The sequence below is a fragment of the Neobacillus niacini genome (assembly GCF_048572935.1).
Lineage (GTDB): Bacteria > Bacillota > Bacilli > Bacillales > Cytobacillaceae > Neobacillus > Neobacillus niacini.
In genome coordinates, this window is record NZ_CP183883.1 from 2,598,842 (window position 1) to 2,622,107 (window position 23,266).

The 23,266-nt window shown below is 37.1% G+C and carries 28 protein-coding genes and 1 pseudogene; 24 read left to right on the forward strand and 5 right to left on the reverse strand.

Annotated elements, in window-relative coordinates; all coding sequences use genetic code 11:
- Positions 1 to 304: 304 nt before the first annotated feature.
- The 7 genes from ACN6MT_RS12500 to ACN6MT_RS12530 all read left to right on the forward strand — a co-directional run bounded on the left by ACN6MT_RS12500 (position 305) and on the right by ACN6MT_RS12530 (position 4,692).
- Positions 305 to 445 carry a YrzI family small protein gene (locus ACN6MT_RS12500; protein ID WP_082799353.1) on the forward strand — a complete coding sequence of 47 codons (141 nt, stop codon included), beginning with the start codon at positions 305 to 307 and terminating at the stop codon, positions 443 to 445.
- Between the two features lie 31 nt (positions 446 to 476).
- Positions 477 to 617: a YrzI family small protein gene (locus ACN6MT_RS12505; RefSeq protein ID WP_082799352.1), complete on the forward strand. Its 141-nt coding sequence runs from the start codon at positions 477 to 479 to the stop codon at positions 615 to 617.
- A 27-nt stretch (positions 618 to 644) separates the two neighbouring features.
- Positions 645 to 788, forward strand: coding sequence for a YrzI family small protein (locus ACN6MT_RS12510; protein ID WP_082799351.1), 144 nt, complete (start codon positions 645 to 647; stop codon positions 786 to 788).
- A gap of 73 nt (positions 789 to 861) precedes the next feature.
- A complete protein-coding gene (locus ACN6MT_RS12515) occupies positions 862 to 1,011 on the forward strand; it encodes a hypothetical protein (protein WP_419956090.1) in 150 nt (49 codons plus the stop codon).
- A 347-nt stretch (positions 1,012 to 1,358) separates the two neighbouring features.
- Positions 1,359 to 2,075 carry an RNA polymerase sporulation sigma factor SigK gene (gene sigK / locus ACN6MT_RS12520; protein ID WP_045517798.1) on the forward strand — a complete coding sequence of 239 codons (717 nt, stop codon included), beginning with the start codon at positions 1,359 to 1,361 and terminating at the stop codon, positions 2,073 to 2,075.
- Positions 2,076 to 2,614: 539 nt separating this feature from the next.
- Positions 2,615 to 2,776 (forward strand): hypothetical protein, encoded by a 162-nt coding sequence (locus ACN6MT_RS12525; RefSeq protein WP_169803635.1) that lies wholly within the window; start codon positions 2,615 to 2,617, stop codon positions 2,774 to 2,776.
- A gap of 116 nt (positions 2,777 to 2,892) precedes the next feature.
- Complete coding sequence (locus ACN6MT_RS12530) at positions 2,893 to 4,692, forward strand: M3 family oligoendopeptidase (protein WP_419956429.1); 1,800 nt, start codon at positions 2,893 to 2,895, stop codon at positions 4,690 to 4,692.
- A 107-nt stretch (positions 4,693 to 4,799) separates the two neighbouring features.
- On the opposite strand, the gene pssA is transcribed toward ACN6MT_RS12530, so the two are convergent.
- Positions 4,800 to 5,339: a CDP-diacylglycerol--serine O-phosphatidyltransferase gene (gene pssA / locus ACN6MT_RS12535; RefSeq protein WP_063251371.1), complete on the reverse strand. Its 540-nt coding sequence runs from the start codon at positions 5,337 to 5,339 to the stop codon at positions 4,800 to 4,802.
- 129 nt (positions 5,340 to 5,468) lie between these two features.
- On the opposite strand from pssA, the gene ACN6MT_RS12540 reads away from it, so the two are divergent.
- Positions 5,469 to 6,269, forward strand: a complete 801-nt coding sequence (locus ACN6MT_RS12540; protein ID WP_419956091.1) for a phosphatidylserine decarboxylase — start codon at positions 5,469 to 5,471, stop codon at positions 6,267 to 6,269.
- Positions 6,270 to 6,338: 69 nt separating this feature from the next.
- Here the strand turns inward: ACN6MT_RS12540 and ACN6MT_RS12545 are convergent, their stop codons facing one another.
- On the reverse strand, positions 6,339 to 6,479 hold the full coding sequence (locus ACN6MT_RS12545) for a sporulation histidine kinase inhibitor Sda (protein ID WP_063251369.1): 141 nt from the start codon (positions 6,477 to 6,479) through the stop codon (positions 6,339 to 6,341).
- Positions 6,480 to 6,902: 423 nt separating this feature from the next.
- Between ACN6MT_RS12545 and ACN6MT_RS12550 the strand changes: the two genes are divergently transcribed.
- Genes ACN6MT_RS12550 through ACN6MT_RS12585 form a run of 8 tightly spaced genes read left to right on the forward strand, consistent with a single transcriptional unit; the run spans position 6,903 to position 11,937 of the window.
- Positions 6,903 to 7,418 carry a YqeG family HAD IIIA-type phosphatase gene (locus tag ACN6MT_RS12550; RefSeq protein WP_063251368.1) on the forward strand — a complete coding sequence of 172 codons (516 nt, stop codon included), beginning with the start codon at positions 6,903 to 6,905 and terminating at the stop codon, positions 7,416 to 7,418.
- 3 nt (positions 7,419 to 7,421) lie between these two features.
- Positions 7,422 to 8,531, forward strand: coding sequence for a ribosome biogenesis GTPase YqeH (yqeH, locus tag ACN6MT_RS12555; RefSeq protein ID WP_063251367.1), 1,110 nt, complete (start codon positions 7,422 to 7,424; stop codon positions 8,529 to 8,531).
- A gap of 27 nt (positions 8,532 to 8,558) precedes the next feature.
- The gene (aroE, locus tag ACN6MT_RS12560; RefSeq protein WP_419956092.1) at positions 8,559 to 9,389 is read left to right on the forward strand and encodes a shikimate dehydrogenase; all 831 of its coding nucleotides are present in this window, start codon (positions 8,559 to 8,561) and stop codon (positions 9,387 to 9,389) included.
- Between the two features lies 1 nt (position 9,390).
- Positions 9,391 to 9,681 carry a ribosome assembly RNA-binding protein YhbY gene (yhbY, locus tag ACN6MT_RS12565; protein WP_419956093.1) on the forward strand — a complete coding sequence of 97 codons (291 nt, stop codon included), beginning with the start codon at positions 9,391 to 9,393 and terminating at the stop codon, positions 9,679 to 9,681.
- A gap of 18 nt (positions 9,682 to 9,699) precedes the next feature.
- The gene (locus ACN6MT_RS12570) at positions 9,700 to 10,269 is read left to right on the forward strand and encodes a nicotinate-nucleotide adenylyltransferase (RefSeq protein WP_063251364.1); all 570 of its coding nucleotides are present in this window, start codon (positions 9,700 to 9,702) and stop codon (positions 10,267 to 10,269) included.
- Entirely contained in the window at positions 10,259 to 10,825 is a 567-nt protein-coding gene (yqeK, locus tag ACN6MT_RS12575) for a bis(5'-nucleosyl)-tetraphosphatase (symmetrical) YqeK (RefSeq protein WP_419956094.1), read from the forward strand. Before ACN6MT_RS12570 ends, yqeK begins: the two co-directional genes overlap by 11 nt.
- Positions 10,826 to 10,828: 3 nt before the next feature.
- Entirely contained in the window at positions 10,829 to 11,185 is a 357-nt protein-coding gene (rsfS, locus tag ACN6MT_RS12580; RefSeq protein ID WP_063251362.1) for a ribosome silencing factor, read from the forward strand.
- On the forward strand, positions 11,182 to 11,937 hold the full coding sequence (locus tag ACN6MT_RS12585; RefSeq protein WP_419956095.1) for a class I SAM-dependent DNA methyltransferase: 756 nt from the start codon (positions 11,182 to 11,184) through the stop codon (positions 11,935 to 11,937). Before rsfS ends, ACN6MT_RS12585 begins: the two co-directional genes overlap by 4 nt.
- A gap of 52 nt (positions 11,938 to 11,989) precedes the next feature.
- Here the strand turns inward: ACN6MT_RS12585 and comER are convergent, their stop codons facing one another.
- Positions 11,990 to 12,814 (reverse strand): late competence protein ComER, encoded by an 825-nt coding sequence (gene comER, locus ACN6MT_RS12590; protein ID WP_063251360.1) that lies wholly within the window; start codon positions 12,812 to 12,814, stop codon positions 11,990 to 11,992.
- Between the two features lie 87 nt (positions 12,815 to 12,901).
- Between comER and ACN6MT_RS12595 the strand changes: the two genes are divergently transcribed.
- From ACN6MT_RS12595 to ACN6MT_RS12605, 3 genes and pseudogenes are all read left to right on the forward strand, one after another.
- Positions 12,902 to 13,534 (forward strand): helix-hairpin-helix domain-containing protein, encoded by a 633-nt coding sequence (locus ACN6MT_RS12595; RefSeq protein ID WP_419956096.1) that lies wholly within the window; start codon positions 12,902 to 12,904, stop codon positions 13,532 to 13,534.
- An 80-nt stretch (positions 13,535 to 13,614) separates the two neighbouring features.
- A pseudogene (locus ACN6MT_RS12600) lies at positions 13,615 to 14,073 on the forward strand (ComE operon protein 2); the annotation flags it as partial.
- Between the two features lie 62 nt (positions 14,074 to 14,135).
- Complete coding sequence (locus ACN6MT_RS12605) at positions 14,136 to 16,469, forward strand: DNA internalization-related competence protein ComEC/Rec2 (protein WP_419956097.1); 2,334 nt, start codon at positions 14,136 to 14,138, stop codon at positions 16,467 to 16,469.
- A 62-nt stretch (positions 16,470 to 16,531) separates the two neighbouring features.
- On the opposite strand, the gene ACN6MT_RS12610 is transcribed toward ACN6MT_RS12605, so the two are convergent.
- A complete protein-coding gene (locus ACN6MT_RS12610; RefSeq protein WP_045517769.1) occupies positions 16,532 to 16,666 on the reverse strand; it encodes a YqzM family protein in 135 nt (44 codons plus the stop codon).
- Between the two features lie 308 nt (positions 16,667 to 16,974).
- On the opposite strand from ACN6MT_RS12610, the gene holA reads away from it, so the two are divergent.
- Entirely contained in the window at positions 16,975 to 17,991 is a 1,017-nt protein-coding gene (holA, locus tag ACN6MT_RS12615) for a DNA polymerase III subunit delta (RefSeq protein ID WP_419956098.1), read from the forward strand.
- Positions 17,992 to 18,044: 53 nt separating this feature from the next.
- Here the strand turns inward: holA and rpsT are convergent, their stop codons facing one another.
- Entirely contained in the window at positions 18,045 to 18,305 is a 261-nt protein-coding gene (rpsT, locus tag ACN6MT_RS12620; RefSeq protein ID WP_063251355.1) for a 30S ribosomal protein S20, read from the reverse strand.
- A gap of 287 nt (positions 18,306 to 18,592) precedes the next feature.
- On the opposite strand from rpsT, the gene gpr reads away from it, so the two are divergent.
- The 4 genes from gpr (at position 18,593) to lepA (ending at position 23,259) form a co-directional block, all read left to right on the forward strand.
- A complete protein-coding gene (gpr, locus tag ACN6MT_RS12625; protein ID WP_419956430.1) occupies positions 18,593 to 19,651 on the forward strand; it encodes a GPR endopeptidase in 1,059 nt (352 codons plus the stop codon).
- 94 nt (positions 19,652 to 19,745) lie between these two features.
- Positions 19,746 to 20,936 carry a stage II sporulation protein P gene (gene spoIIP / locus ACN6MT_RS12630; RefSeq protein ID WP_063251354.1) on the forward strand — a complete coding sequence of 397 codons (1,191 nt, stop codon included), beginning with the start codon at positions 19,746 to 19,748 and terminating at the stop codon, positions 20,934 to 20,936.
- A gap of 19 nt (positions 20,937 to 20,955) precedes the next feature.
- Positions 20,956 to 21,282, forward strand: a complete 327-nt coding sequence (locus ACN6MT_RS12635; RefSeq protein WP_063251353.1) for a DUF3679 domain-containing protein — start codon at positions 20,956 to 20,958, stop codon at positions 21,280 to 21,282.
- Between the two features lie 141 nt (positions 21,283 to 21,423).
- The gene (gene lepA / locus ACN6MT_RS12640) at positions 21,424 to 23,259 is read left to right on the forward strand and encodes a translation elongation factor 4 (protein WP_063251352.1); all 1,836 of its coding nucleotides are present in this window, start codon (positions 21,424 to 21,426) and stop codon (positions 23,257 to 23,259) included.
- The last annotated feature ends 7 nt before the right edge of the window (positions 23,260 to 23,266 follow it).

Below are 23,266 nucleotides of genomic sequence, written 5' to 3' on the forward strand. Positions count from 1 at the left end.
AGTTAGTAAAAAATTCCGAAGGAGGTCGAAGAAAATGATGATCAAGTTAATGGCTGCTATCACTGGTAATGCTGTTTGGATGACAACTGCATATGTAAATAAATTGCATTCGACCGACAGGAATGGATTGCTTAACTAATTTTTTTAGTTACTATACATATCCATGCCGCAGGGAGAATGCTGCCCTGCGGTATTTTTGTGCCTAAAAACAGGCCGCAAGGGAGTAATTTCTTGCGGCCTTTTTGTGTGCATTTAATGGATATTAATTACAAATTTGGTAATAAAAGAAAGTGAGGTGATCGTAATGACCCTAAATATATTTTTTATCTCAATAACTTTAAAAAAACATAAGGAAAGTTTCCAACAAGCAGCTCGAAATGAAATGATTGAAAAACTTTATGAGCAAAACAAAGAACGTCAATTGTCGCTTTATCATTTACTATAAATTAACCCTAAAAAAAAGGAAGTGTATTTAAATGACCCTTAATATTTTGTTTTTTTCGATTACAGTTAGGAAACGTGAAGAAAGTCTGCAAGAAGCCATTCGTAATGAAATGATTGAAAAGCTGTATGACCAGCACAAAGACCGTCAAGTTACAGCTTACCATTTAATGTAATAAACCCTTTAGGGGAGGTGAAATTTTATGACCTTAAATATTTTATTTTTATCAATTACAATAAAAAAACGTGAGATGAGTATGGAAGAAGCGTCTCATCATGAACAAATTAAGAAAATTTATGAAACAACGAAAGATCGCCAACTATCCGTTCATCGCATTATGTATTAAAGCTAAACCATAATAAACAAAGAAAGGTGGGTTTTACGATGATATATTTAATTCAAAAACGTGGAGCAAGCTTATGGAGTATGAAAGATACCACCTAGTTAGCCTATTTAAGGAGGCAGCGAATAATGCCAGTACACAGCTTTTTATTGTTTCTATTTTTAAAGCCAAAAAAGAAAATCCCAAAATGATATATATCGAAATGATGATATATGATCATGAATAATAGAGCCGAATGTTTGTTAACAGAATGTTCACATTCCCTTTAGTTAGATACTGTGAAAATATGATAAATTCGAAGTAGATAAAAGGGTCTATCTAAAGGGGTGGGGAATATGTTCATGGTCGTAATGGCTTTGGTCATAACTGGGGCGATCAGCTGTGTAATATCAGCTGAACTTAGCGTAGAATAACAGTAAAGCATTGATCTTTTAAAGAGGTCAATGCTTTTTTTATGTGTATGCTAAAAGGCTTTATTTTCAAATAAAATGTCTTGGACAGACACAATCGGACTGTTTCTAACATAGGAATTAGTTATAGGCAAAGCCCAAAAAAGCACGGGGGTGTATGTGCATGGCAGGCATTTTTACAGCACTTGGTTATCTCATTAAGGAATTTTTATTTCTTGTCTCTTATGTAAAAAACAATGCTTTTCCGCAGCCCCTATCTGCTGCAGATGAGAGGAAATATTTACGGTTAATGGCGGAAGGGGACTCACATGCTCGTAATATGTTGATTGAACACAATTTACGGCTTGTAGCTCATATCGTTAAAAAGTTCGAAAATACGGGGGAAGATTCAGAGGATTTAATTTCCATAGGAACGATTGGATTAATAAAAGCCATTGAGAGCTATTCAGAAGGCAAAGGAACTAAACTTGCTACGTATGCAGCACGATGTATAGAAAACGAAATTCTCATGCATTTACGTGCTCTAAAGAAGACAAAAAAGGATGTCTCGCTCCATGACCCGATTGGACAGGATAAAGAAGGTAATGAGATTTCACTTATTGATGTACTAAAATCAGAATCAGAAGATGTGATTGATACGATCCAGTTAAACATGGAGCTTGAAAAGATTCGAAAATATATTGATGTTCTTGATGACAGAGAGAAGGAAGTAATCGTTGGCCGTTTTGGTCTTGACCTTCAAAAGGAAAAAACACAGCGAGAAATTGCGAAAGAATTAGGCATTTCTCGAAGCTATGTTTCTAGGATTGAAAAAAGAGCATTAATGAAGATGTTTCATGAATTTTATCGTGCTGAAAAAGAGCGTAAAAAAAAGAACTAATGGAAGAGGAGATTATGAAAGTGTTTCGGGTGCTTCCTTATTAATAAACACAAGAATTGAGGTATGAATTGGCATAAGTTTTTCTTTATATATCAAGCTGTCTACAATTTATGGTCAGCACATACGTGGTCGAGACATCAGGTGGTTTAGTTCCTGTGCTGTTTGAAAATTAAGCGGAGGAATTCCTCTTAATTAGTAATTAGTATTAAAATTAGCCTTAATTAGACGGAAGGATTCCGCCTATTGGCTCCAAAAATTCGAAAATAGGGGATTTTACCTTGATTAAGTGGAATACGTCCGCTTATTTTCCCCGAATTGCGCTCCATTTTACATTTAACCGGAAACCCTCCGCTTATTTTCCTTTTGCTGGTTAACTCGGGTAAGACAGACATTTTTAACTAAAAGAGAGTGAGTATTTTCTCAAAACGGAACCCTTGAGAAGATATACCCACTCTTTTTTTCTATGAAAACCGCTAGTGCCTATACATGTCACAAAACCGGGACATAACCTATTATAAAAAGGAAAAGGGGGGATTCATGTGTCATATGGTTATCCGAATTCTTGTTTTTACCCAGCCCCTTATCCAGTTTATCCTGTCCCTTATGCAACGGGTGTGGGAGGCTGGTACGCACTCTTCATCGTGTTATTAATACTAGTCCTCATCTTTGGCGGCTGGTGGTATTATACAACTTTCTGTTAAGGAAAAATGAAGCTTGTGCAAGCGAAGCACAAGCTATTTCTTTGAGCAACTATAATAATAGAATTATTCCATAAATATATTATAATGAAAAGGTACATATATGAGGGGGGAAAATGATGACTGGTACTACATATTCAGATGTTTGGAATCTGGAAGTATTTTTTAAAGGCGGAAGTAATTCAGCTGAACTCGCAGACCATTTAAAGGTAACGAAGGAATTAATTGAGCTTTTTGAGACAAAAGTACATAACTGGAAACTACTCCACACAGTAGAGGATAAGGTTTATTTAAAGGAACTTTTATCCGATTTTGAAATAGCAGGTAAAAAGCTTCGTCAAGCTGCAGCATTTGTAGGCTGCCTTCAAGCGCAAAATACAGAGGATAAAAAGGCATATGCTCTTGAAGCAACCGTAACAGGGCTTAGTGCGTCTTTTCAATCCGTTCTTAGTGCATTTGATAATCAATTATCAACAATCAATGATGAGGTATGGGCACAAGTGTTAGAAGATGACTACCTAACGGAGCTAACGTTTTCGCTAACAGAAAGGCGTGAGCGAGCAAAAGAAAAGCTTTCAATTGAGGAAGAAGCAATCATTAGTGCACTTGGCGTTGATGGCTATCATAGCTGGGGTCAATTGTATGATCTTATTGTTAGTAAGATAAAAGTTCCTATTGAGGAAAACGGTGAAGTAAAACAACTTTCAGTTGGCCAGGCAGCCAATCGATTTTCCAGTTCAAATCGTGCTATCCGCAAAGAAGTGTTTAAAAGCTGGGAAAAATCCTGGAATGAGCAAGCTGATTATTTATCGAAAACATTAAATCATTTATCAGGTTTTCGGTTAAATGTTTATAAAAAACGCGGCTGGGAAGAAGTATTAAAAGAACCGTTAAGCTTGAACAGAATGAAGAAAGAAACGCTAGAAACAATGTGGTCGGTTATTTCTGAAAATAAACAACCGCTCGTGCAATATCTGAATCGTAAAGCTAAACTATTAGGCCTTGAAAAATTAAGCTGGTTTGATTTAGATGCTCCATATGGGAAATCCGAGTCGAAGGTTTCTTACCAAGAGGGTGCAGAATTTATCGAGCAAAACTTCGCTCTTTTCGGTGAAAAGATGGCTGCTTTTGCTAAAAAGGCGTTTGAAAACCAATGGATTGAAGCGGAGGATCGTCCAGGAAAAGCTCCTGGTGGTTTCTGTACGGGGTTTCCTGAAAGTGAAGAATCACGGATTTTCATGACTTATTCAGGTACTCCATCTAATGTTTCAACGCTGGCTCATGAGTTAGGGCATGGTTTTCATTCCTATGCAATGAAAGGTGTACATTACCTTAACCGCGGGTATGCCATGAATGTAGCTGAAACGGCGTCCACCTTTGCAGAAATGATTGTTGCTGATGCGGCTGTAAAAAATGCTAAGGATGAAGAAGAAAAGCTCGCTTTGCTAGATGATAAAATCCAAAGAACGGTTGCTCTGTTAATGAACATCCACGCGAGGTTTTTATTTGAGACTCGTTTTTATGAGGAAAGAAAGCGTGGACCAGTATCTGTTGAAACGTTAAATGTATTAATGGAAGAAGCTCAGAAGGAGGCATACTGTGAAGCTTTAGACGAATACCACCCGCTATTCTGGGCATCCAAGCTCCATTTCTTTATTACGGGCGTTCCGTTTTATAACTTCCCATATACATTTGGCTATTTGTTCTCACTTGGTATCTATGCGCAGGCGCTTGAGGAAGGTACAGGATACGAAGAAAAGTATATTTCTTTATTAAGAGATACTGCTTCCATGAGTGTTGAAGATTTGGCTTCTAAACATTTGCAAGTGGATTTAGATCAAAAAGAATTCTGGGAAAAGGCAGTGAAAATCTGTATTGATGATATCGTTGAATTTCTTCATTTAACAGAGAATAAATAAAAAATAGAGCCCGGCAGATTCCTGCTGGGCTTTGCTTGTCTCGCTCCGGCGCCTAGGAAAAAATGCAGTTCATTTTTTCCCTGAAAAAGGCGCTTCCGTTTTCTTTATTACATTTTCCTAAGTTTAAATGGGCTAACCATAAGGAATGATAAAATGATGATAATGAATAAAAATGTTTGAGCAGGAACATACGGAATAGCTAAAAAGCTTAAGGTTGCCAAACAGCCTGCGGCTGTAATCGGTAAACCAGTAAAATAACCGTTGCTTTCGGAGATATTGAAGCGAGCCAATCTAAAAGCACCGCAACCGATATAAAAAACAGTGAAGAACGATCCAGGTCCGCCAAATTCATTTAAAATTCCTTGATATAGTAATAGTGCTGGCGCGACTCCAAATGATATAATATCACTCATGGAATCTAATTGTTTGCCTAACTCTGACTCGATATTAAATTTTCTTGCTGCCATACCATCAAATCGATCAGCTAATGCAGCGATAAAGATTAGAAGCAAACTTAATCGTAGATTTCCTTCCATTGCAAAGATTATCGCAAAACCACCAAAAGATAAATTCGTTAAAGTAATAACATTCGCCGTTTGGGACTTCAGTTTCTTAATTGTAGAATCAAAAACGTCTAATAAAAACATTTAGCTCCACCACTCCTTTTCAACAAGCAGGAAGAGAACTTTATTTATTTTCCTAACTCTATTTATTTAATATTAAGCTTTTTAATCAATTTCGTAAAGAGTATTTTTACACTTTTTGGGGGTCATGTAATGTTAAAGCATGTATATCGTTTAATGATAGAGCTAACGAATGGAAGATGGACATCAGTCATTTTACAGCGGTTTGCACGCTCGCGGATTAGCCGAGTAGTTATTCCTTCATTTGCGAAGATATATAAATTAAATCAGGATGAAATGGAAAGAGCACTTCATGAATATGACACGCTGCACGATTTATTTATCAGAACGCTGAAAAAAGACGTGAGAATGATTGATAAATATGAAGACACTGTAGTAAGCCCGGTGGATGCAGTGATCGAGGATGTCGGGACCATTAATCAAACAAGTGAAATGATGGTTAAGGGTAAGGCATATTCCATACAAGAAATGTTAGGAAACGATCAGAAAGTAACGAAGTATTTAAATGGTACATATATGGTGCTCTATTTAAGCCCGAGTCATTACCATCGGATTCATAGTCCTGTAGAGGGGATAATCGTTAAACAGTGGGAACTGGGCTCAAAATCATATCCTGTCAATAAGATGGGTTTAAAGTATGGGGTCCGAACGTTAGCAAAAAACTATCGCCTGATTACAGAGGTGAACACAGCCAGCGGGCATATAGCGATTGTGAAAGTAGGAGCCATGTTTGTAAATTCGATTGAAAAGACTCATAAAGGAATGAATCTGCACAAAGGCGAAGAAATGGCTTACTTTAGTTTTGGTTCTACAGTAGTATTGTTGTTTGAACAAGGAATTTTTAAATTAGATTCCTCTATCCATACACCAAAGGATATTCGAATTGGTGAAAAAATTGGAGTACTTGTAAAGGAACGGGACGGCGCTTTGTAAGTGCCGTACTTTTTACCAATAGTATTTGTAAAAAAGAAAAAGCCCTCAGGGGGCATATGGATAATCTCATTAAGATGAAATTTTCATTTTGTTGAATAAGGCACGACGATGAATTTCTGTTTCAATTAGATGTATAAACTCGGGGCTTAGATTTAATTCTCTTGCTTTATAGTACGATTCAATCAATAATTCATCTGACAGTTTACGCAATCTAGAATTCACCTCCATAAGGAAAATAAATGGTATAAAATGTATAAATGAAGCATAAAATGGTAAGTTCCATTGGTGTACCCTAAATCTACCAAATTACTTTCAATAGGACAACCTTTCCAATTATTCACAATTTGCAGTGGATAACTTGTGGTTAATTTGTTTATAAAGTATATAAATGTGACTGAAACAATGGGTATAATGTTAATAACTTTATCCACAGGAGTGGAAATGCTATGATTTTGTCGAAAAATATTTATTATATTTAGTATTTACAACAAAAAGCATTCATAATTAATGAAAATATGTCGGACTTTGACAAATAATAAAACATAACAGCTATAATAGTTTTATTTTGATACAACGGTTAAAATTGGTTATGATGGTACAGATAAACAGATGAATTAATGAGGTGTAAACTTAGTGCTAAAGATTTTTTTACCTGATGAGCATGTAAAAAGCATATTAGATGTTAAACCGGAAGACCTGAAAAAAAGAGGGATTAAGGGCATTATTACTGATTTGGATAATACGCTTGTGGAATGGGATCGACCGAATGCCACACCTGAGCTCATTAAATGGTTTGAACAAATAAAACAACACAATATACTTGTTACAATTGTTTCTAATAATAATGAATTGCGTGTAAAGGAATTCTCTGATCCATTAAAAATTCCATTTATTTTTCGAGCTCGTAAACCAATGGTGCGTGCATTTAATAAGGCACTTTCCGAAATGGGAATCAAAAAGGAAGAAGCTGTTGTTATTGGGGATCAATTATTAACGGATGTATTAGGTGGAAATAGAAGCGGATTTCATACGATTCTTGTGGTCCCTGTTGCACAAACGGATGGTTTTTTTACTAAATTTAACCGTTTTACTGAACGAAGAATTATGAATTGGTTCAGAAGAAAAGGTATGATTCAATGGGAGGATTAAAGTGTGAGTGAACAAGAGCAATATTTATGTGTAGGATGCGGTGTGAAGGTACAAACGGAAAACCCTGCGGAATTAGGGTATACACCGTCATCAGCACTCGAAAAGGAAAGTATTATTTGTCAGCGCTGTTTTCGTCTTAAACACTACAATGAGGTACAGGATGTCAATTTAACCGATGATGACTTCTTGAAAATCCTAAATGGCATAGGCCAGACCGATGCGTTAATCGTTATGATTGTAGATATTTTTGATTTTAATGGAAGCTGGCTCCCTGGATTACATCGATTTGTCGGCAATAACAAAATTATCTTAGTAGGTAATAAGGTGGACCTGCTGCCAAAATCGGTGAAACATAACAAATTAATTAATTGGATGAAACAAGAATCAAAAGAGCTGGGACTAAGACCTGAGGAAGTGTATTTAGTCAGTGCGGAGAAAGGCAAGTTCATCAAAGAAACAGCAGCTGCCATAGATGAAATGCGTAACGGAAAAGATGTCTATGTGGTAGGATGTACAAATGTAGGGAAATCTACTTTTATAAATAGAATTATTAAAGAAGTAACGGGTGAAGGAGATATTATTACTACTTCACACTTTCCTGGCACCACTCTAGACATCATTAAAATTCCACTTGAGGATGGCAAAGCACTGATTGATTCACCTGGAATTATCAATCACCATCAGATGGCCCACTATGTTGATAAGAAGGATTTAAAAATTATTACTCCGAAAAAAGAAATCAAACCAAAGGTGTTTCAATTAAATGAAGGACAAACATTGTTTTTTGGGGGCTTAGCTCGGTTTGATTTTATAAGCGGTGAAAGAAATTCATTTGTGTGTCATGTTTCAAATGAAATTAATATTCATCGGACCAAAACAGAAAATGCCGATGAATTATATCGAAACCATGTTGGGGAAATGCTAGCTCCACCTCGAAAGGATGAATTGGATTCATTTCCTGAGCTAGTAAGACAAGAATTTACGATTAAGGATGCAAAAACGGATGTTGTATTTTCTGGGCTTGGCTGGATTACCGTTAATCAGCCAGGGGTGAAAATTGCAGCATATGTGCCAAAGGGTGTTCAAACCTTGACACGAAAATCCTTAATTTAATTTAGACGGGGAAATGAGGGGAATCAGGTGAAGAAACTTTTTGCGGTTTTGGGAGACCCAATTGGTCACTCAATGTCACCAATTATGCTTAATGATGTTTTATCCTATTATGAAATTGACGCCCATTATCATCCTTTTAAAGTAAGTCCAGAGGATTTAGAAACAGCTATTAGAGGGTTAAAGGCAATTGGAATATCAGGTTTTAATGTAACAATTCCACATAAAAGCGCCATTCTTCCTTTTTTAGATGGTGTCGATGATTTAGCTATGAGTATTGGTGCAGTAAATACTGTGGTTAATGATAATGGTAAACTAATCGGCTATAATACGGATGGGTATGGATTTATAAAAGGTTTAGAACCTTATATAACATCCTTTTCGGACAAGAAAGTCTTAGTCATAGGAGCAGGAGGGGCTGCAAGGGCCATTTATTTCACGATGGCAAAAATGAAGCCGCTGGCAATTGATATTACCAACCGTTCTGTAGAAAGGGCGAAAGAGCTGATAGAAGCATGCCCATTTGAATCAAAATCTAAATCGTTATCTTTGAATGAGGCTGAGGCTCAACTTAACGAATACGATGTAGTGATTCAAACAACTATGGTCGGCATGTACCCTAAGGTTTCAGAAACACCGATTAATCTAAGTTACTTAACAAGCGGAGCATTAGTTTGTGATATTGTTTATAATCCACTAGAAACACAGTTCTTGATGGAAGCAAGGCAGAAGGGGGCAACCGTTCAAAATGGAGTTGAAATGTTTGTTTACCAAGGTGCTCTTGCGTTTGAGAAATGGACTGGAATTTTCCCTGATGTAAAAAGAATGCGAGAGAATGTATTAAGACAGTTGGAGGCGTGAAATGTTAACAGGTAAACAGAAAAGATTTTTAAGGTCAAAAGCCCATCATTTAGATCCAATTTTTCAAGTAGGAAAAGGCGGGGTAAATGAAAATATGATTAAGCAAGTTGCTGATGCGTTAGAGGCAAGAGAACTCTTTAAAATAAGTGTGCTGCAAAACTGTGAAGAAGATAAAGATGTTGTTGCAGAGCAGCTAGCTGCGGGAACAGGTGCTGAAATCGTCCAAATTATTGGGAATACAATCGTACTTTACAAAGAATCGGTAGAAAAGAAACAAATTTCACTTCCATAGTAAAGGAGAGGGAACATCATGACAAAGGTTGGGATATTGGGAGGGACATTTGACCCGCCTCATTACGGACATTTGTTAATTGCTAATGAGGTACTCACCAAACTTAATCTTGATGAAATTTGGTTTATGCCAAACCAAGAGCCCCCTCATAAAAAGAAATCGGAGTCAGTTGAGAATATAGACAGGCTGCAAATGCTTGAACTTTCTATCAAAGCGAATCCATTTTTTAGAATCGAAAAAAATGAGCTGGAGAGATCAGGTCCATCATTTACTGTCGATACCATGAAGATATTGCACGAACGATATCCAAACCATGAATTTTTCTTCATCATTGGTGCAGATATGATTGAATACCTTCCTAAATGGCATAAAGTAGATGAATTGATTAAGCTCGTAAAATTTGTTGGTGTTGAAAGACCAATGTATAGCACCCAAACAGATTATCCTATCATTTATGTAGATGTACCAGCATTTGATGTTTCGTCTAGTATGATAAGAGACAGAGTACAATCTGGTATGACCGTACGCTATTTATTACCCGATTCGGTCATCGATTTTATTAGGGAGAATCATTTATATGGAACGTGAAGAGGCATTGAAAATAGTTAAAGAACAGTTGACTGACCATAGATATCAGCATACGCTGGGTGTCATGGAAACTGCGATTGCATTAGCTAAACAATACGGTGCAGATGTAAAAAAGGCAGAAACAGCAGCAATCTTTCACGACTATGCAAAATTTCGTCCTAAGGATGAAATGAAACAAATTATCATTTCGCAAAAATTCCCTCAGGAGTTACTGAAATATCATTCAGAGCTTTGGCATGCACCTGCAGGGGCCTATTTAGTGGAAATGGAAGCGGGAATAAAGGATAAGGAAGTACTGGATGCCATCCGCTATCATACATCTGGAAGGCCTAGAATGACTCTGCTTGAAAAGGTAATTTATTTAGCGGATTATATTGAACCAGGCAGGCATTTTCCAGGCGTGGATGAGGTTAGAGCCTTAGCCAAAGAAAGCTTAAACTTGGCATTAATACAAGCAGTTAAAAATACCATACTATTCTTAATGAAAAAGAATCAACCGGTGTATCCGGATAGTTTTAAAACATATAATGATCTCGTAATGAGTCAGGAGGATTGATTAATGTCTAATCAAGAGTTATTAAAAATTGCTGTAAAAGCTGCAGATGATAAAAGAGCGGAAGATATTTTAGCATTAAATATGCAGGGTATTTCTTTAATTGCCGATTACTTCATCATTTGTCACGGAAACTCCGACAAACAAGTTCAGGCAATTGCTAGAGAAATTAAAGAAAAAGCAGAAGAAAATGGATATAATGTGCGAAGAATGGAAGGTTTTGATGAAGCGACATGGATTTTAATTGACCTTGGAGACGTGGTTGCACATGTTTTCCATCGTGATGAGAGAAGTTACTATAAATTAGAACGCTTATGGGGCGATGCACCTTTAGAGGATATTCGCAGTGAGCTAACAACATGAGTTATGAGCAGTTTGCCTATCTATATGATGAGCTCATGCAGGATGCTCCTTATGATGAATGGGTGAGATTTGTAAAAGAAAAGTTGGTTCAGTATCAAGTAAGTGGTAAAGATCTACTGGATTTGGCCTGTGGTACGGGAGAGCTCTCCGTTCGTTTCGCAAAGGAGGGCTTTTCGGTTACAGGTGTAGATTTATCTGCTGATATGCTCGCTGTTGCACAGGCAAAAGCACAAGAAGAGGGTTTGCAAATTCCTTTTTTTGAACAAGATATGGCAAATTTAGAAGGACACGAAGAATTTGATATTATCGGTATTTTTTGTGATTCATTAAATTACTTGCAATCTGATGAAGATGTCATACATACGTTTAAAAGTAGCTACAATCACCTTAAGGATGGCGGCATATTCTTTTTTGATGTTCATTCTCTTTATAAAATTTCTGATGTTTTTATTAACCAAAGCTTTACGTTAGCCGAGGAACACTTGTCCTATATTTGGAACAGCTTTGCTGGTGATTCCCCTAATAGTGTAGAGCATGAATTAAGTTTTTTTGTTTTAGATGAAAAGAGTGGACAGTATAATCGATTCGATGAACTTCATTATCAAAGAACATACCCTGTTCAACAATACTCTGAGTGGTTAGAACAAGCAGGTTTTGAATTACTGGAAATCAGTGCAGATTTTAAGAATCAAGAACCACAAGAACAATCGGAACGAATATTCTTTATTTCAAGAAAAAAGCCATCTTTGTAAAAAAGATGGCTTTTCTTGAAAAAAATAAAGGAATTTGTTAAATCTTAACGAATTATTGCTTATAGAACTGTGAGTGAACCTTTTCTAGGTCTTCATTAAATTTTGAATGTGTTGCTTGGAAAACATGTTCAAAAATCTCTCCAAGCTCCTCCTCCATTACTTTAATACCCTCACCTGTGATACCACCCTTAACACAGACTTTTTCTTGTAACGAAGGCAATGTATAATGTCCCTGTTTAATTAACTCTCCAAGACCCACAATCATTTCACTGGCCATCACTGTCGCCGTTTCTTGATCAATCTCAGTTTCTTTAACAGCAGCAAGGATAAAACGTTGTAACAGATAACTGAAAAATGCTGGACCGCAGCTGACAATATCAGAGGCCACCCTCGTAATTTTCTCGTCAATTGTTACTGGTACCGAAATTTTTGCAAATAAACTCTCCACTTTTGTTTTCCAACTGTTACTGCATTGTTCTCCATATGTTATAAGAGAAACTCCAGCTAATGCACGGTTTGTAATACTTGGAATAACCCTAATGACAGAACTAGTTGTTTTCGCCGCAAGTTGATTTGTATCGATTGGGCTTGTGATGGAAATAATGCATTTCCTAGTATTTAAATGGGGATTGATTTCTTCAAGGATTTTAAAAACATCCAAGGGTTTTACACAAATGAACACCAAATCGGATTGAGACGCGACAGCAGCTGCATTTTCCCCAACCCTAATATCATTATATTTATCTTTAAGCAGCATCGCTTTTGTTTTTGTTCTATTTGTTATCACCATTGAAGAAGGGGAAAGTGCTTTTCCATCAATCAAAGCCTCGATTAAAATTGTCCCCATATTACCGGTACCAATGATACCAATTTTCATTATTCCGACCCTCCTTCGCATGCAGATTCTCTAATAACAATATGAAAATTGATAGTGAAATATACCAACTGAAAGGATGAATAACTTATGAAGGATTGGATGTATCAGCATAAAATTTATCTCATTATCACTGTAATCATAGCTCTTATGACCGGTTATTATTTTTTTGATGAAAGAAAATCCTCTTCAGAAATTAATGTGGAAGAAGTTGTCCTAACAGACATAAATGGGAAAGAAGAGGCAGCCCAACCGCCGCAAAACCAAATTCAGGAAATCAAAAGCCTCATAGTAGATGTAAAGGGGCAGGTCAAAATGCCCGGAGTTTATTCAACTAGTCAGGATGAAAGAGTAATAGATGTGGTTCAGCGTGCGGGAGGCTTAACGGAAAATGCTGATGAAAGCAAGGTGAATTTTGCAGAACATGTCCAGGATGCAATGGTGATTTATATTCCCGCAAAGGGAGAGGATGGGAGTGTGACGCAGGGATTGACGACTAATCCTTCGGAAACGGGAGGCGCTAAACAAGGGAAAATTAATCTTAATAAAGCGGGTGAAATTGAATTACAAAACCTGCCTGGAATCGGTCCTTCAAAGGCGGCTGCCATTATAGAATACAGGGAAACAAATGGACTATTTAAAAATGTTGAAGATTTGAAAAATATAAGTGGAATCGGTGACAAAACATTTGATAAACTAAAAGATTTAATTACAGTTCAATAAGGAAATCTTATTGACCTATTAAAGTATCCAATATTACACTTAAGGGAGAAATAAATCGAAATTTGGAGGAGTTGGAGAGAGTGGAACGCATTTCTTGGGATCAATATTTTATGGCTCAAAGCCATTTGCTGGCATTAAGAAGTACCTGCACGCGACTTACAGTGGGAGCAACGATTGTAAGAGATAAGCGAATTATTGCGGGTGGGTATAATGGTTCGATTGCGGGAGGAGACCATTGTATCGATAAAGGCTGTTATGTGATAGATAATCATTGTGTAAGGACGATTCATGCAGAAATGAATGCTCTCCTGCAATGTGCCAAATTTGGCGTACCTACCGCTGAAGCGGAAATTTACGTCACACATTTTCCGTGCTTACAGTGCTGTAAAGCCATTATCCAAGCTGGGATTAAAACTGTCTATTATGCAGAAGATTATAAGAATCACCCGCACGCACTCGAGTTATTTCAGCAAGCAAACGTAAAGACTGAAAAGGTAGAATTAAAAGAATCTGTGATCGATTTACGCCAGTTAAATAAATAGCATGTAGACAAGCGCCGGTCTCTCCGGCGTGAAATCCTGCTGAAAAAAGGGAGAACGATATGAATGGTAAATATTTTTATTTTGCAATTGCTGCATTATTAGGTGTATTAACCTCGTTATTCTCTATGCTTCTGTTCCTTCTATTAACCCTTATTTACCTTATTCTTTTGAACAAATATAAGAGATATTCCACCCCACAGCTTACATTCGTCCTCTGTCTGTTCTTTATTTTTTATCTCACCGGTGAACATACTGCAGCAAATAATAACTCTAAACTGTCAGACAGCCTATCTATCTTCCATGTGCAATATGCAGAGAACACAAAAGTGGATGGTGATATGCTCCAGGTTACAGCGTTAGAAAAAAAGAATAAAGAAAAGCTTATAATACGCTATAAAATTAAATCTGAGGAAGAGAAAGAGAAGTTAAAAGACACCAACTTTTATGGTCGTCTCTGTCAAGTAACTGGACAATTGAAAAATCCTCCCTTTGCTAAAAATCCTAATGCATTTAACTACCGAAATTATTTATCCAGTAAACAAGTTTATAAAATCCTCGAACTAAACACACACCCTTTAAGCAAATGTTCCAGAGTTAAATCAAGTCCATTAACTGTGATTAAAGAAATGCGTTTTATTGGCATTCGTTACCTTGAAAAAAGTTTTCCACCTGAAATTGCAGCCCTTTCAGCAGCATTAATTTTTGGTGATAGGAGTATGTTTGAACCAGAGACATTAATGGACTATCAAAGGACAGGCATTGTCCATTTACTGGCCATTTCTGGTCTGCATGTTTCTTTATTAATCGGGATGCTTTTTTATTTAGGCATTAGAATCGGATTAACCAGACAGTTTATGATGAATGTTCTTCTTATTATTTTGCCAATCTACGCGATTTTAACAGGTGCATCCCCATCTGTAATTCGCGCGGTGTTAACGATTTTCCTTGTTTTATTTTTTTTAAGATGGAAGAAACAATTAAAACTGTCACCGATTGATGCTATAAGCATCACGCTGATGGTTTATGTGTTATTTACTCCGCTGATTATAACAGATGCAGGCTTTCAGTTATCTTTTTCCGTCAGTTTCGCAATTATTTTTTCTTCCACCAGCATTTTGTCTCGTTACCAGAAAATAGTTTCGGCAATGGTTGTCATATCAGTCATTGCACAACTTGCAGCGCTGCCAATATTACTGTACCACTTTTTTGAGGTTTCCTTTATGAGCATTGGTGCCAATCTTCTCTATATTCCACTCTTTTCGTTTGTTTTTCTTCCCGGTTTCTATCTTTTGTTTTTCATTCAGCTTATTTTTGATGATACTCCATCCATTCTCATAAATTTATTTATGAATATTATCACTTTGGCAAATGGCTTAATCGAACGGCTTGCAGACTTATCTTTTGCTCAACTCATAACCGGAAGACCCAATTGGCTAAGCCTTATTGTTTATATTCTGTTTATCCTGATGATTTTTCTAGTATGGGAAATGGGTTTGCAGAACAAAGGGAAACAAGTTATTATTCTTTTGGCGATTATCTTATTTACATTTCAGAACGTTTGGAATGTAGTAAATCCTTTTGGAGAAATCACCATGATTGATGTTGGACAGGGAGATAGTATATTGATCCACTACCCATTTAGTCAGGGTACTTATTTAATTGATACTGGTGGAACAGTTCAGTTCGAAGAGGAGCAATGGAAAAAGGCTGCAAAACCATTTGAAGTTGGGAGAGATGTCGTTGTTCCATTTTTGAAAGGCAAGGGAATCAAGAAAGTAGATAAATTGATTCTCACACATGGTGATAGTGATCATATTGGCGGGGCTTTGGCTGTTTTAAAGGAAATTAAAGTAAAACAGATCATTATGCCATCTGTTGCAGAACCTTCAAAATCAGAATTAACCATTATCCAGGAGGCTACTAAAAAGGGAATACAAGTAGTAAAGGTAGCTGAAGGAAGCCAATGGAAAAATAAAAAAAGCCTCTTTTATGTTTTAGGTCCTGAAAAAAATTATAAAGGTGAGCGAAATAGCGGTTCCATCGCAATAACCGCAAATATTGGAGGTCTTAAATGGTTTTTTGGCGGTGATCTCGATCAAGAAGGTGAAGAAAGGATCATTAGGAAATATCCGAATTTGGATATTGATGTTTTAAAGGCCGGCCATCATGGCAGCAAAACTTCAAGCAGTGAGAAATTTATAAACAGTATTACACCATCGATTTCCTGGATCTCGGTTGGTGAAAAAAATCGCTATGGTCATCCCGATAACGAAGTGTTAGAACAACTATCTAACACAACTATATATAGGACTGACCTGCATGGTGCAGTTTCCTTTCGGTTTTATAATGAAAGTGGAACCTTTTCTCCCTTTTTACATAATATAAAGCAATAGCTCGTGAGACACATAAGAGACTGCAAATATGCAGCCTCCAAAGGTTCATTATGTAGCGTACATTAGGATCCGATAATTTTAATAACTGTTGCAATAATAAACATTGTAGCAAAAAAACCAAAAGAAACGATAAAACCTACCCCAGAATCAATTGCGTCATTGCGTTTACTTTGCACATTCTTTTCAAATTCATTCACAGTATACCCCTCCTATTTCACATAATAGTATAAGCTTTTTTATTTAAAAAATCCAGCATACATTCAATATCTACTTCCTTTATTGACAAGAGTTGACACAAATACTTTAACCTAAAAAGGTGACACTAAATTTACACAGGAACTCCGCCAAGCAATTAAATGATCCTAGGGCTTTGATTGCAGGCGTTCATTATAGATCGGGAATTGGCGCTTGTCAGAAAAGCGTCTATTCCCTTTTAACACTTGTCAAAATGTCCAAGCTTCATTACGATAGATAATGGAACGAGAATCGAAGGGGAGCTTGGATAATGGTATTAGATATATGGAAACAAATTAAACAACGGGAAATTGCTCCCATTTATTTATTATATGGTACAGAAGCATTTTTAATCAATGAAACAAAACAATTACTGCTTAATCAAGTTCTAGAGGAAGAAGAGCAAGACTTTAATTTTACTGCCTATGATCTAGATGAAGTCCCTATTGAAGCGGCGCTAGAAGATGCTGAGACTTTCCCTTTTTTAGGTGAAAAGAAAGTAATTTTTCTACATAATCCTAAGTTTTTAACCGCAGAAAAAACAAAGGAAAAAATGGATCATAATCTCTCCCGTCTTGAAGCATACATTAATGACCCAGCACCCTATACGGTTTTGGTTATCTCAGCACCGTATGAGAAGCTGGATGAACGAAAAAAAATTACCAAGCAATTAAAAAGATCAGCCGTTTCAGTAGAGGCTAAAAAGTTAAATGAACATGAGTTAAAAAAATGGGTAAAAGAGAGAGCAACGATGAATGGCATTGTCTTTGACCCGGATGCGCTGGATTTGTTAATCACCTTGGTTGGAACCAATATGTTTATGATTTCCAGTGAGGTTGATAAACTAGCTCTATATGCCGCAGAGGAAAAAAGGATTAACGCGGCAATGGTGGAAAAGTTAGTTTCAAGGTCTCTTGAACAAAATATTTTTACACTAATTGAGAAGGTTGTACAGCGAAAGCCAGAGGATGCACTTCGAATTTATTATGATTTGTTAAAACAAAATGAGGAACCAATAAAAATTTTAGCCTTATTGGCAGGGCAGTTCAGGTTAATTTATCAAGTCAAAGAGCTCTCACGCCGAGGGTATGGACAACAGCAAATTGCTGGTTTTCTAAAAACCCATCCCTTTCGTGTAAAGCTGGCAGCAGGGCAAGCCAATCAATTTAAAGATGAAGAATTGACTCATCTTATGGCGATGCTTGCTAATGCGGATCACCAGATGAAGACTGGCGGAATGAATAAGTCATTACTAATTGAAATGCTGCTCTTTAAAATAAAACGATAAAACAAAAAACGATTCCAACAGGGGAATCGTTTTTTGCATTTCGCTCTTTATTATTATAAAGAGTTAGCTTTTTTAGCAAGACGTGATTTTTTACGAGCAGCAGCATTTTTATGGATAAGTCCTTTAGCAGCAGCCTTGTCTAGTTTGCTAGCAGCAGTTGAGAATGCTTCTTTAGCAGCAGGAGCATCGTTAAGAGTAACAGCAGCTTCTACTTTCTTAACAGCAGTACGCATTGCAGATTTAGCAGTTGTATTTTGAGCATTACGAGCTTCGCTTGTTTTTACACGCTTAATAGCAGATTTAATGTTAGGCATTACTTTCACCTCCTACAAAGAATCGAGACTATATGAACTCGACTTTACCTTCATTCACAATTAATCAGAACAAGAGATATTTTATCAAACCAAACCCTATATTGCAATACTAGATTTAACTACATATAAGAATAACCTGAATGTTTTAGCCGAAAAGGGGCAAAAATAGGAAATAGTTTCTAACTAGATAAATGATGGGAGCGAGACATGTGCAGGAGAACAAGAACATTGATATTGACTTAAGCCAGTATTCCATTCGAACGGATTTAGCGATTGAAGCAAGAGAGATGGTTATTGCCGATAGGGAAGGCTCCGTTCAACAAGGAGAAAATATCTCCCAAATCGAAGGAGTCATTATTAAAGAAAAAGATATAGATGATATAAAAATATCATTAGTGGAGGTCACGGAAGCTGGAGGAAAACAGCTCGGTAAAAAAGCGGGCCGCTATTTAACGATGGAAGTACAGGGGATTAGACAGCAGGACACTCCTTTACAACAAAAGGTGGAAGAAATTTTTTCTAAAGAATTTGCTCACTTCTTAGAAAGAACTGGGATTAAAAAGGATGCCTCTTGCCTCGTGGTAGGGCTGGGGAATTGGAATGTTACACCTGACGCACTTGGCCCAATGGTCTGTGAGAACTTATTAATCACTCGGCATTTGTTCGAATTGCAGCCTGAACATGTAGAGGATGGGTACCGTCCGGTTAGTTCTTTGGTACCTGGTGTGATGGGGCTGACTGGGATTGAGACCAGCGATATTATTTTTGGTGTAGTAGAGAAAACCAAACCTGATTTTGTCATAGCCATTGACGCCTTGGCTGCGAGGTCTATTGAAAGAGTTAATTCTACCATTCAAGTTTCTGATACAGGTATTCACCCAGGGTCTGGCGTAGGAAATAAAAGAAAAGAATTAAGTAAAGAAACATTAGGAGTTCCGGTCATTGCAATTGGTGTTCCTACCGTTGTCGATGCAGTTTCCATCACGAGTGACACCATAGATTTTATTCTTAAGCACTTTGGAAAGGAACTTAAGGAAGGAAATCGGCCTTCAAGAGCCTTGGCACCAGCGGGGATGACATTTGGGAAACGAAAAAAGCTAACGGAGGAGGATCTTCCTGAAGAAAAGCATCGTCAGACCTTCCTTGGGATGATTGGAACATTAGAAGAAGAAGAAAAACGAAAATTAATATACGAGGTCCTCTCTCCTTTGGGACACAATTTAATGGTTACTCCAAAAGAAGTAGATGTGTTTATTGAAGATATGGCTAATCTGATTGCAAGCGGGTTAAATGCTTCACTCCACAGTAATATTGATCAGGGAAATGCCGGTTACTATACGAGATGAATGATAAGTGTCCACCTCACAATTACGAATAATGGTTCTAGCAATTCTAGTAATGTCATAAGTATTTACTAGAATTAAATTGAGAGGTGGAACCATGAAATCTACTAAGAATTCTGGATTGTTTTTGACTGTGCAAGGTACTAATCTAATAAAAGTAACCTCTTTTATCCTATTGTTTATGCTATTAGTGTTTTCTATTAGTGGGTTATTAACATCTTTAAAGCCCCAATTTCGGCCAGTGTCGGCTTCGGTTAACACCGCTGCAAATCAGGTGAATGGGAAAATGCTTTATCAACTAATGGCTTGGGAGAATCATCATTTTTTATCTATAGAAGATAATTTAACAGCGAGCCCTAAGTTAACCAACTTAATTTTCCAGCTCTCAAGCAATATAAATTTAAATGATCCAAGGAGCCTCTTAGGCAGAGAACTTCCAGGATTTTTTCAGTTTGATGGAAAAATCGTAGTGGCTGGTGAAGGTTCCAATTATACGAACATGCCGATGGAATCAGCACCGCCTATTGAAATAATGAAGGCGGAGCGTGAAGCTTCCCTGCAAAATCTAGAGGGAATTGATCAAGGCAGCAGCAGTGGTGATAAACCATCACCTTCACTTACAACAGGCGGTAAAAAGGTAGTACATCTCTACTTTACGCATAATCGCGAGTCTTACTTACCATATTTACAAGGGGTAACCGATCCTAACCTTGCGTACCATTCCCAGTTAAATGTCACAAAAATCGGGGATCAATTAAAAGCGGGTCTAGAGGCAAGAGGAATTGGAACATCCATTGATAAATCAGATGTAATGGGGTCTGTAAAAATGGCTGGTGCCTATTCGAAATCTGGTGAATTGGTAAGGGAAGCAATGGCAACAAATAATGATATTCACTATTTAATTGATATCCACCGGGATGCCCGACGTAAGGATAAAACAACCCCTATTATTAATGGACAGGCATATGCGCAGCTAGTTTTTGTGGTTGGAGGAAAAAACCCTAATTATGAAAAAAATCTTAAATTAGCAACAGACCTCCATAACTTATTACAAGAAAAATATAAAGGAATTAGTTGGGGAGTTTTAATGAAAAAGGACGCTGGCTCAAACGGTGTATACAATCAAAATCTTTCTGAAAATGCTTTGTTAATTGAATTCGGCGGAGTTGATAATACATTTGAAGAGTTAAACCGTTCAGCTGAAGCGCTTGCAGATGTTTTTAGCGAATACTTTTGGCAGGCAGAGAAAGTAAATTATGATGTAGACCAATCCACAGATAAACAATAGAAGTAAAGGAGCATGTCCTATGAAAATGTTCATGCTGAAATTTTTTTGTATCGTTTCGCTTATGTTTATTTCGGTGTTAGCTGGTATGCAATTAGCGAATGACGGTATTCATAAAATGAAGGGCTATGACGACCCTAATTTTCAAAATGCTGTTGCCTTAAATGATAATGGTGACCATGTTAAGGCAACATTCTTGGGAAATGACATATCAAGCCATGACATCGATGAAAAGAAAAAGAAGCTTGAAGAAATAAGTGCCTTTAATCTATTTTCTTCGATGGGGAAGAAAATCTCGGAAGGTGTTTCTACTGCTTCTGAAAAACTTATTAACCTTATTACTCAATAATAAATATCAGCGGTTCCTCCTCGGAAACCGCTATTTTTATTTGTAAAACCCACCATCATCTTGTTTTCATTGAATCTTATTTCCCGTACTGATATAATCAAAAATAGTGTAATTGTGCGAGTTATAGTAGGAGTGAAACACATGAATAGAGAAGAAAAACTAAAAAGACAATCAAAGATTCGAAATTTCTCAATTATTGCCCATATTGACCATGGGAAATCAACATTAGCAGACCGTATACTAGAAAAAACGAATGCATTAACTTCACGTGAAATGAAATCTCAACTTTTAGATTCAATGGATTTAGAAAGAGAACGCGGGATTACGATAAAGTTAAATGCTGTTCAGTTGAAATACAAAGCGAATGATGGAGAAGAGTATATTTTCCATCTTATTGATACACCCGGGCATGTCGATTTTACCTATGAGGTTTCACGAAGTCTTGCTGCGTGTGAAGGTGCCGTTTTAGTTGTTGACGCGGCGCAGGGGATTGAGGCGCAAACCCTGGCCAACGTTTATTTGGCATTAGATAATAACCTAGAAATTTTACCTGTTATTAATAAAATCGATTTACCAAGCGCTGAGCCAGAAAGGGTTCGTAATGAGATCGAAGAAGTTATTGGACTAGACGCCTCTGGAGCGGTACTAGCCTCTGCTAAAGCAGGTATTGGGATTGAAGATATCCTTGAACAGGTAGTTAAAACGGTTCCTGCTCCGACTGGTGACCCTGATGCCCCGTTAAAAGCTCTAATTTTTGATTCCCTTTATGATGCCTATCGTGGTGTTGTTGCCTACATTCGTGTAGTAGAAGGAAGCGTCAAAGTGGGCGATAAAATTAAAATGATGGCAACAGGTGCAGAATTTGAAGTGAATGAAGTAGGTGTATTCACACCAAAATCATTATTGCTAGATGAACTAACCGTTGGGGATGTTGGATTCCTTTCAGCTTCAATTAAAAATGTCGGTGATACCCGTGTCGGTGATACAATAACTAATGCGAAAAATGGTGCAACCGAACCGCTTCCAGGATATCGTAAATTAAATCCAATGGTGTATTGTGGACTGTATCCAATCGATACTGCGAAGTTTAACGATTTACGTGAAGCATTAGAGAAGCTGCAGTTAAATGATTCTGCACTCCAGTTCGAGCCTGAAACATCACAAGCCCTAGGTTTTGGTTTTCGCTGTGGGTTCTTAGGTCTCCTTCATATGGAGATTATTCAGGAGCGGATTGAGCGGGAATTTAAGATTGATTTGATTACAACAGCACCAAGTGTTATCTATGATGTACACATGACAAATGGAACGCAATTAAAAGTGGATAACCCTTCAAATCTTCCGGATCCACAGAAAATTGACCACGTTGAAGAGCCTTACGTGAAAGCAACGATGATGGCTCCAAATGAATACGTAGGTGCAATTATGGAGCTTTGTCAGCAAAAACGTGGTATTTTTATGGATATGCAATACCAAGGTGAAAACCGTGTAGGCATCATCTATGAAATTCCGCTAGCAGAAATTGTTTATGATTTCTTTGATCAACTTAAATCTAGCACCCGAGGCTATGCATCATTTGATTATGAATTAATTGGCTACAAACCGTCTAGCTTGGTTAAGATGGATATATTGTTAAATGCTGAAAAGGTTGATGCCTTAAGCTTTATCGTCCATAAAGATTTTGCCTACGAACGCGGCAAAGTCATTGTTGAGAAGCTAAAGGAATTAATCCCAAGGCAGCAATTCGAAGTTCCTGTCCAAGCCGCTATTGGTCAAAAAATTGTTGCTCGTTCAACCATTAAATCAATGGGTAAAAACGTATTGGCTAAATGTTATGGGGGAGATATCTCTCGTAAACGAAAGCTGCTCGAGAAACAAAAAGAAGGTAAAAAGCGGATGAAACAGGTTGGTTCTGTTGAAGTCCCACAAGAAGCCTTCATGGCTGTCCTTAAAATGGATGATAACAATACAAAAAAATAAAAACGAA

Excerpts from the sequence above, each read along its gene's own strand:
- ACN6MT_RS12500 (WP_082799353.1), top strand. The coding sequence starts at position 305 with ATGACCCTAAATATATTTTTTATCTCAATAACTTTAAAAAAACATAAG.
- ACN6MT_RS12505 (WP_082799352.1), top strand. The coding sequence starts at position 477 with ATGACCCTTAATATTTTGTTTTTTTCGATTACAGTTAGGAAACGTGAA.
- ACN6MT_RS12510 (WP_082799351.1), top strand. The coding sequence starts at position 645 with ATGACCTTAAATATTTTATTTTTATCAATTACAATAAAAAAACGTGAG.
- ACN6MT_RS12515 (WP_419956090.1), top strand. The coding sequence starts at position 862 with ATGGAGTATGAAAGATACCACCTAGTTAGCCTATTTAAGGAGGCAGCG.
- sigK (WP_045517798.1), top strand. The coding sequence starts at position 1,359 with ATGGCAGGCATTTTTACAGCACTTGGTTATCTCATTAAGGAATTTTTA.
- ACN6MT_RS12530 (WP_419956429.1), top strand. The coding sequence starts at position 2,893 with ATGACTGGTACTACATATTCAGATGTTTGGAATCTGGAAGTATTTTTT.
- pssA (WP_063251371.1), bottom strand. The coding sequence starts at position 5,339 with ATGTTTTTATTAGACGTTTTTGATTCTACAATTAAGAAACTGAAGTCC.
- ACN6MT_RS12540 (WP_419956091.1), top strand. The coding sequence starts at position 5,469 with ATGTTAAAGCATGTATATCGTTTAATGATAGAGCTAACGAATGGAAGA.
- yhbY (WP_419956093.1), top strand. The coding sequence starts at position 9,391 with ATGTTAACAGGTAAACAGAAAAGATTTTTAAGGTCAAAAGCCCATCAT.
- ACN6MT_RS12570 (WP_063251364.1), top strand. The coding sequence starts at position 9,700 with ATGACAAAGGTTGGGATATTGGGAGGGACATTTGACCCGCCTCATTAC.
- yqeK (WP_419956094.1), top strand. The coding sequence starts at position 10,259 with ATGGAACGTGAAGAGGCATTGAAAATAGTTAAAGAACAGTTGACTGAC.
- rsfS (WP_063251362.1), top strand. The coding sequence starts at position 10,829 with ATGTCTAATCAAGAGTTATTAAAAATTGCTGTAAAAGCTGCAGATGAT.
- ACN6MT_RS12585 (WP_419956095.1), top strand. The coding sequence starts at position 11,182 with ATGAGTTATGAGCAGTTTGCCTATCTATATGATGAGCTCATGCAGGAT.
- comER (WP_063251360.1), bottom strand. The coding sequence starts at position 12,814 with ATGAAAATTGGTATCATTGGTACCGGTAATATGGGGACAATTTTAATC.
- ACN6MT_RS12595 (WP_419956096.1), top strand. The coding sequence starts at position 12,902 with ATGAAGGATTGGATGTATCAGCATAAAATTTATCTCATTATCACTGTA.
- ACN6MT_RS12605 (WP_419956097.1), top strand. The coding sequence starts at position 14,136 with ATGAATGGTAAATATTTTTATTTTGCAATTGCTGCATTATTAGGTGTA.
- holA (WP_419956098.1), top strand. The coding sequence starts at position 16,975 with ATGGTATTAGATATATGGAAACAAATTAAACAACGGGAAATTGCTCCC.
- rpsT (WP_063251355.1), bottom strand. The coding sequence starts at position 18,305 with ATGCCTAACATTAAATCTGCTATTAAGCGTGTAAAAACAAGCGAAGCT.
- gpr (WP_419956430.1), top strand. The coding sequence starts at position 18,593 with ATGGTTATTGCCGATAGGGAAGGCTCCGTTCAACAAGGAGAAAATATC.
- spoIIP (WP_063251354.1), top strand. The coding sequence starts at position 19,746 with ATGAAATCTACTAAGAATTCTGGATTGTTTTTGACTGTGCAAGGTACT.
- ACN6MT_RS12635 (WP_063251353.1), top strand. The coding sequence starts at position 20,956 with ATGAAAATGTTCATGCTGAAATTTTTTTGTATCGTTTCGCTTATGTTT.
- lepA (WP_063251352.1), top strand. The coding sequence starts at position 21,424 with ATGAATAGAGAAGAAAAACTAAAAAGACAATCAAAGATTCGAAATTTC.